Below are 6,957 nucleotides of genomic sequence, written 5' to 3'. Positions count from 1 at the left end.
GTTTATGATGAAGATTCAAATAAAGACGGATTTATTAATGCAAAGGACTTGAGAAGGTTTTATCATTTCGACATAAACGGACTAAATAAAAAAGCCCTCATTCCTAAGGAATATTCTGTTATGAGTTCAGAATATGATTCAGCAAATGACTTTATGTATGTATTTGCTAAAAAGGACAAAAATCAAAACGGACAAATGGAATCAGATGAGCCGACCGATATATTTTGGATTGACTTGAAAAACCCCGAAAACGTTGGAAAACAATATAAAACAGAATAAAAAAACGTGGTACAACAACGCATATAGCTTATGGCGGGTGAACGGCTGCCAGCAAGGTTTTCGCTCCGTAGTCAACTTTGGTTTCGGTGGACAGGAAAGTGCTTCGAAACCGCCACAAGCCATATGCAAACCGTAGTTCTGCGTAAGAATGGAAATTCAGTTATACCATTTAAGTTTTAAATCAAATTGTTTTAACCTGTCGATAGAAACCAAATCTCTGTGAAATTGGTTATTTTTGTACAGCCTGATAAGTTCAAACGAAAATAAGTAATTGATAATGAGTAATTTGACTGGTAGATATATAAACCCATTGACCGATTTTGGGTTCAAGAAACTTTTTGGGACTGAGCCCAACAAAGACTTGTTAATTGATTTTTTAAACCAGATACTACCGGAAAGGCACCAGATTAAGGATTTGAATTACTCAAGAAATGAACAGTTAGGGCAAGCTGTATTAGATAGAAAAGCAATATTTGATCTGTATTGTATAGGTAATTCAGGAGAGAGGTTCATTGTTGAAGTACAAAAAGCGAAGCAAAATTATTTCAAAGACAGAAGTATTTACTATTCTTCTTTTCCGATTCAGGAACAAGCCAAGAAAGGGGATTGGGATTTCAAGCAAGATCCAGTATATACCGTAGGAATACTCGATTTTATATTTGATGATCATAAGAATGAAGATGAATTGCTCCATTTGATTGAACTCAAAAATCAAAGGTGTGAGGTGTTTTACGATAAGTTGAAATTCATCTACATTGAACTTCCAAAATTTAAAAAAACACAAGAAGAGTTAGAGGATCATTTCGAAAAGTGGTTATATGTATTTCGTCATTTATCAGAATTACAAGATAGACCTCAACAATTGCAAGACCGGATATTCCGAAAATTATTTGATACTGCAGAAATAGCGAAATTTACAGCTGAAGAGAGAGTGGCATATGAGGAGAGTTTGAAATATTACCGAGATATCAAAAATGTTGTAGATACCTCACGAGAAGAAGGTAAAGAGGAAAGGACTTTAGAAATTGCAAGAGAACTAAAGAAGAATGGAATAACAATTGATATGATAGTGAAATCAACAGGATTGAGTAAAAAAGAAATCGAGGAACTCTAAAAATGCGCAGAACACAGGCCACATGCCATGCCGGTAAAAATCTTCGAGAGGAAAATGGAGATTGAATAACCCGCGCAGGCAGCAAAAGCCAGGCTGCGCCAATTCGGTCTTTTGCTGCCTGCGCTAGTATTGGTGAAATGGGACGAAAATGGTAAATTTAGAGTCCGGCACAGCACGTAGCCAAACCGTTGTGTGTCATAAAGAAAAACAAAAAATGAGCTCCAACATACCGTTCCTGTACGCCCGTACCAATATTTGCAGTGAGGCCCGGAGCCGCCTCACGCGCCCTTGCGGTTTGCCAGGCAGCTTTGCCAGCCCGCTGACAGTGGACTTGCACCACTTAAAAAACTCGCTATCTTTATAGGGGGGGAGAGCCCATTCCGGGCACACAACCTATGAGCCATAGCGCCTTGCGGGACGCTGCTGCTCATCGCCAAACCGAATAACGTCATGGACTTATATTTCCGAAAAGCAAAAGCAGCCGACCTGCCAGCCCTCATTGAGCTGCTGGCCAATGATAAACTGGGGCAGTGGAGGGAAGATTACCGGTTGCCCTTGCCAGCCCCTTATCAAGAGGCATTCCGGGAAATTGATGCCGACCCCAATCAGGAATTGGTGGTCGCAGAAGACAAGGCCGGGCGGCTCGTGGGCACGCTGCAGCTTACTTTTCTGCGCTACCTCAATTACCAGGGCGGGCTGCGCGCCCAAATCGAATCTGTGCGCATACACAGCAGTTTTAGGAACAGAGGCCTGGGCCGGCAGCTGATGGCTTGGGCGGTTGCCCGGGCTAGGCAGCGGGGGGCGCATGTCGTGCAGCTTACCTCCGACAAACAGCGCCCTGAGGCCATCCGCTTTTACGAGCAGTTGGGTTTCCGGGCTACACATGAGGGTTTTAAGCTACATTTGGGGCATCAAGTCTAGTGAACTACCCATTTGCTAGAGACAAATGGGCTTCAGGTTTCACAGCAACTTGCTTACCGCTTCCTAAGAAGTCAGAAGTCTTACTGTCGCTCCACCCGTGTACTCGCAAGCCCCTTACGATGTTTTAATGTCTTATACCTGACAGTGGGAACATACAACATTTATCGCTTACATCCCTCAGGCTAAAGACCTGAGGGGGTTACGCTCCTTTTATAAAATGCTGCATGGCTGGGTACTCTTCAACAGGAAAAAACACTAACCCTTCGACAGGTTGGGATGATGAGCGCATCATCACCGCCCTTCAACATGGCGGTGCTCAGGAAAGGGGCGCAGCTATGGCACAACTGTTCTATAACCGGGACTGGCCCGGGCGGGTGCGTGCATTCGTCCTGAAACAAGGAGGGACTGTTGAGGATGCGGAAGACCACCTGCAGGACGTGCTCGTAGCCACAGACCGCGCGCTGAGGCGGGGCTACTTTAAAGGGGATAGCCAGCTCGATACTTACATCCACCGCATCATGGAGCAAAGCTGGTACAACAAGAAGCGGAAAAAAAAGCCCATCCTGACGGCCCCTGCAGAACGGGCAGAGCCGCCTGCCGATCTAGATATCGAGCAGTTGTTGTTGAGCAGGGAGAAGGTGGGGCAGCTGATGGAGCTGGCCGGGCAGGTAGGTGACCGCTGCAAGCTCATTTATTATTTTCGGAGCTTGGGAGATTCCTTTGCTGAGATTGCAGAGAAAATGGGCTTCAGCAGTGCTGCCCTAGCTAAAAAAGAACGGTACCGGTGTACCAAAAGGCTGGAGGCTTTCCTAGAGGCCAACCCTGCCTGGAAAAAGTTATTGCAATGATGACAGCGGATGAACAGCGTCATGAACGGGTACGGGCTTATCTGCAGCACGAACTGAGCGAGCAGGAGCACAAACGGTTTGAGCAAGACCTGGCCACTGATGAGGCACTGCGGGAAGCCCTTCGCTTTCAGCGCCTCGAGGAGGAGGTAGGCGAACTTTTGGTGGAAACCGAACTGCGCAGCCTACTTGCGGGCTTTCAAGCTTCTCCTGAGCAGCCCCCTTCAGCCCACTCCCGCCGCAATTGGGCTTGGGTGTTCCCTTTTCTATTGCTTGGGGGGGCCGCTGTATACTTACTGCTCAGGCAGCCGGAAAGTGTGCCCGATGCACCTGCTGCCCCACAGGTAGAAGAGCCGCAAAGCCCCGCCTTACCGTCAGCACCTAAGCCCAGCCAGCCGCCAGCGCAAGCCCCTAGGGAGCCCAGCCCTATTGTTTCCTCCCCTGCCCGTCCGATCGCCCTACACTATGTTTTGGATGCGTACCGCCTACCTTCCCATTTGTCTTTGTCTCTCAAGGCGGGACAGAAAGAGGCCGATACTACGGCAATGAGCCTTGCCGTACAAGCCCTGAACAGGGGAGCACTGCAAGAGGCCATCGCCTTGTCTTCTACATCTGATTCCGCGGAGGCCCTCGATGTCTTAGGCCATGCCTTATTCCAGAATGGGCAGTATGCTGAAGCAGAACGGGCATTCCAAACGCTACTGCCCATCAGCCCGGGCATTACCAAAGACCGGGCGGAGTGGTACCTCGCCCTTTGCCTGCTTGCTCAGGGGAAGGGCAGTGCCCGGCCTATATTGCTGCAGATGGCCGCGCCAGAGCACTACCACACTTATCAGGAGGAGGCAGCACAGCTTCTAGGGCTTTGGAGGGAGTGATATGGGATGGCAGGTGCGCCGTATTGGCACGTAAAGCAAAAGGGCGTACCCCCAAATACAGCAGGCCTTAGCCCCATGATGGGACCGGCCTAGCGCTGCGCAGGGGTGATAAGCCCGACAGGGCCGAGCGGATAGCGAGCCCCGGAGCATAGCGGCGCCTGCCCATTGGGCAGGGGCAGGCCCCTCAAAAAGCGGCCATCTGGCCTGTGCTCAAGCAAATGGGCTCTCTACTTGAAGGGGGAATTGTCTTGCTGCTCGGTCAGCAGCTCCCAAGAAAGCAGCAAACTGATGCCCAGCACCACTAGCGCCAAGATGACGAGGTTCTCATAAGCCTGCTGCAAAATGAAAAAATCGTATACGCCGTGTACCCCCCAAGGCACTAAGAACATGAGGAGCAAACTGTTGCGGCGGCGTACAGGGCGCTCGGCAAACTTGGCCTGCCCGGCAAAATACCCCATCATTACGGCAAAGGCTGCATGAGCCGGCACCGCTGTGAATGCGCGGAGGATAGTCGTTTCCATTCCGTACTGAAAAGCGTAGAGCAGGTTTTCAGCGGTAGCAAAGCCCATCCCAATCATGATGCTGTATACAATACCATCCATAGGCTCGTTGAAAAAGCGGGAGCGGTAAGGGTAAGCGATCAGGGCCAGGAACTTAATGAGCTCCTCTGTAAGGGAGACCACGATAAAGGAAGAGAAGAGGGTAGCGATCAGGGAAGCATTGCTGTGAAGCTCCACTTCCGTAGCCCAGGTTTCCAGTTTCAGGACCGGGTACGTCACTACAGCGCCCAATGTGGCAGAAAGGACAAGCGGCAGAGGGGCCTCCTTTTCATACTTGTCCATCTGGTAGATATACCAGCAGATGAGCACCCCGGGCGCCAGTGCTGCCAGCAGCAGAAGCACTGTCCTGAGCTCCATTAAACGCTTTGTTTTTCCTTACAGAACCCTACAAATTTGCGGACAAAGCGCTGTGTGGCTTTCCGGGCTTCGAACATGCCCATATGGCCAGCTTTTTCTAGGATGTGAATGGAAGCGAGCTGTGGAAGATGCACTTGGCTCATGTTCTTATCGGCAGGGATAGCGTTGTCCTCCTTGCCAATGATGAAGAGCACCGGTACTTGCAGGCTGCGGAGGGTCTCGGCCTCGTCTGCCCGGGCCATCATCGCTTTTTGTGCTTCCACGATACCGGTACTGTCCAGCTTAGAGGCCCGGTAAATGAGCTTCTCCAAAAGGAAGGCATTGCTGCGGGGGTAGCCGGGTGCAAACAAAGTAGGGATGAGCTGTTTCACAAAAAGGATATGCCCCTGCCGGCCAATGAAATCGATGCTGCGCTGACGGTTCGCTTTCTTCTCCTCATCATCAGCGTAGGGGTGGGAATGGAACAGGCCAAGCCCGCTCAGCATGCCCGGGTAGAGGCGAGCGAATGCCAATCCTACATATCCGCCCATAGAATGCCCGATCAGTACTACCGGGCCGGCATCAAGCGCGTGCAAGACCTCGTGGACCCCCATGGCCATGTCTTCTATGCTGACGCCCGCCACGACTTCGGACTGCCCGAAGCCCGGCAGGTCGATCCGGATGACCCGGAATGCCTCTTCGAGGAGGTCCGCCCGGAATTCGTCCCACATGCTGCTGTCTTCACAGAAGCCATGCAGCAGTACGACCGGAGTGCCTTTGCCCTCGCTTTCGTACGCCAGTTTCTTGCCTTTAAATTCAATCCATTTCATAAACTAGTGGTGTGTGTGTTAGGCCATTTTGGAAAACCACGCTGCCAAGGCGGTGAAGGGCCGCTGCAAAAGCGTGCAGCCCTAAGATGTGGAACAGGCTTCAAAAGCCGCATCATAGCGCTCGGCTAAAATACTCCAATCATACCGGGCTACAAAATCTTGGCAGCTGGCATCACGGCGCAGCCTTGGCAGGTGGTGTATGGCATCCACCGTTTTAGAGAGGAGCGCTTCCGGGCTGTCGTACAGCCATGCTTCTTTGCCGGGAGGCAAGTGCTCCGGGTACGCGAGCCGGTTGGGGAGGATGGGGTGGCAATTGCAGTACATGGCCTCCACGACACTGCCCCCGAAAAAGTCTTGGAAGCCTGTGACAGGCAGGAGGTCGGCCTGCCATAGTAGTTTGGCATAAGCCGAGATGGAATCGGCGTACCCCCAATGCCGTATACGGTGGGAAAGCGAGGTACGGGCTTCTGCAAAAGCAGCAGGGGATTTGGGGTAGGCTTGCCCCAGGACGATCAACTGGAAATCTAGCCCCATGCGGTCGAGCTGCCGGGCCAGTTCAAAGAAGCCTTCCGGGTTTTTGTCGTACTCCCAGCGGTGGTTCCAAAGCAGGGTTGCTGCCCCCTCCTTGGGCGGCGGGGGCTGGCCCAGCCGTTTCAGATCGAGCCCAAGGGGCAGGACGGTAGATTTTTGCGCGATGAGCGCTACCTGATCGAGCCCGCGCGTATCCGGGAAAGCCTTGAGGAAGGCAGGCAGAGCGCCTAAAAAAGACGACTGATGGTAAGCAGAGTTGAAGAAAATGTGGTCGGCAGCTAAAGCGGAGGTGTAGTTGAGGTAAGCGTAGTGGCGGTCTCGTTTATGGCCCACGTCTGTATCTGTTGGCGACCAAGGGTAGGTGAGCTGGTTTTCGTGAAAGTAGAGGGCAACCGGGCAATCGGGGCGCAGGTAGCCATGAAGATGGCCAAGGAAGCCTGCGAGGTCGAGCATATCGGAAGCAAGGACAAGGTCCGGCTGCTCGCCAGTGGCGCGGAGCTGACGGGCCAGCTCAGGGGCAGCGCCAAACATGCGCCACTTCCAATGCCGGCCAGGCAGGGTAAATAAGCGCACATCATGCCGGCTATGGGCTTGCAGCCCTTTGGCCCATTGTGCATGGCTGCCGCTAAAGAAAGGTTCAAAAACAAAAATTTTCATAATCGGGCC

At 51.7% G+C, this 6,957-nt stretch carries 7 protein-coding genes and 1 pseudogene; 5 read left to right on the top strand and 3 right to left on the bottom strand.

The features are described 5' to 3' along the window. From FRY97_RS22520 to FRY97_RS21235, 5 genes and pseudogenes are all read left to right on the top strand, one after another. Positions 1-279: pseudogene (locus FRY97_RS22520) on the top strand (hypothetical protein); the annotation flags it as partial. Between the two features lie 277 nt (positions 280-556). Then, positions 557-1,393, top strand: coding sequence for an Rpn family recombination-promoting nuclease/putative transposase (locus FRY97_RS21250; protein WP_147169640.1), 837 nt, complete (start codon positions 557-559; stop codon positions 1,391-1,393). 450 nt (positions 1,394-1,843) lie between these two features. After that, positions 1,844-2,314 (top strand): GNAT family N-acetyltransferase, encoded by a 471-nt coding sequence (locus FRY97_RS21245; protein ID WP_147169639.1) that lies wholly within the window; start codon positions 1,844-1,846, stop codon positions 2,312-2,314. A 224-nt stretch (positions 2,315-2,538) separates the two neighbouring features. Continuing rightward, positions 2,539-3,162 carry an RNA polymerase sigma factor gene (locus FRY97_RS21240; protein ID WP_147169638.1) on the top strand — a complete coding sequence of 208 codons (624 nt, stop codon included), beginning with the start codon at positions 2,539-2,541 and terminating at the stop codon, positions 3,160-3,162. Next, positions 3,159-4,034 carry a hypothetical protein gene (locus FRY97_RS21235; RefSeq protein ID WP_147169637.1) on the top strand — a complete coding sequence of 292 codons (876 nt, stop codon included), beginning with the start codon at positions 3,159-3,161 and terminating at the stop codon, positions 4,032-4,034. Before FRY97_RS21240 ends, FRY97_RS21235 begins: the two co-directional genes overlap by 4 nt. A 227-nt stretch (positions 4,035-4,261) precedes the next feature. Here FRY97_RS21235 and FRY97_RS21230 read toward each other — a convergent pair whose 3' ends face one another. The 3 genes from FRY97_RS21230 to FRY97_RS21220 all read right to left on the bottom strand — a co-directional run. Continuing rightward, entirely contained in the window at positions 4,262-4,951 is a 690-nt protein-coding gene (locus FRY97_RS21230) for a PrsW family intramembrane metalloprotease (protein WP_147169636.1), read from the bottom strand. Then, positions 4,951-5,760, bottom strand: coding sequence for an alpha/beta fold hydrolase (locus FRY97_RS21225; RefSeq protein WP_147169635.1), 810 nt, complete (start codon positions 5,758-5,760; stop codon positions 4,951-4,953). The genes FRY97_RS21230 and FRY97_RS21225 overlap by 1 nt, the downstream gene beginning before the upstream one ends. A gap of 81 nt (positions 5,761-5,841) precedes the next feature. After that, the coding region (locus FRY97_RS21220; RefSeq protein WP_246141880.1) for a tRNA-queuosine alpha-mannosyltransferase domain-containing protein at positions 5,842-6,957 on the bottom strand (1,116 nt) is incomplete at its 5' end.

This window comes from Phaeodactylibacter luteus (assembly GCF_007993045.1).
GTDB classification, from domain to species: Bacteria; Bacteroidota; Bacteroidia; order Chitinophagales; family Saprospiraceae; genus Phaeodactylibacter; species Phaeodactylibacter luteus.
The sequence above is the reverse complement of the archived record's forward strand: the minus strand, read 5'-3'. Positions and strand labels throughout refer to the sequence as shown.

Coding starts and splice junctions, on each gene's coding strand:
- FRY97_RS21250 (WP_147169640.1), top strand. CDS start 557: ATGAGTAATTTGACTGGTAGATATATAAACCCATTGACCGATTTTGGG.
- FRY97_RS21245 (WP_147169639.1), top strand. CDS start 1,844: ATGGACTTATATTTCCGAAAAGCAAAAGCAGCCGACCTGCCAGCCCTC.
- FRY97_RS21240 (WP_147169638.1), top strand. CDS start 2,539: ATGGCTGGGTACTCTTCAACAGGAAAAAACACTAACCCTTCGACAGGT.
- FRY97_RS21235 (WP_147169637.1), top strand. CDS start 3,159: ATGATGACAGCGGATGAACAGCGTCATGAACGGGTACGGGCTTATCTG.
- FRY97_RS21230 (WP_147169636.1), bottom strand. CDS start 4,951: ATGGAGCTCAGGACAGTGCTTCTGCTGCTGGCAGCACTGGCGCCCGGG.
- FRY97_RS21225 (WP_147169635.1), bottom strand. CDS start 5,760: ATGAAATGGATTGAATTTAAAGGCAAGAAACTGGCGTACGAAAGCGAG.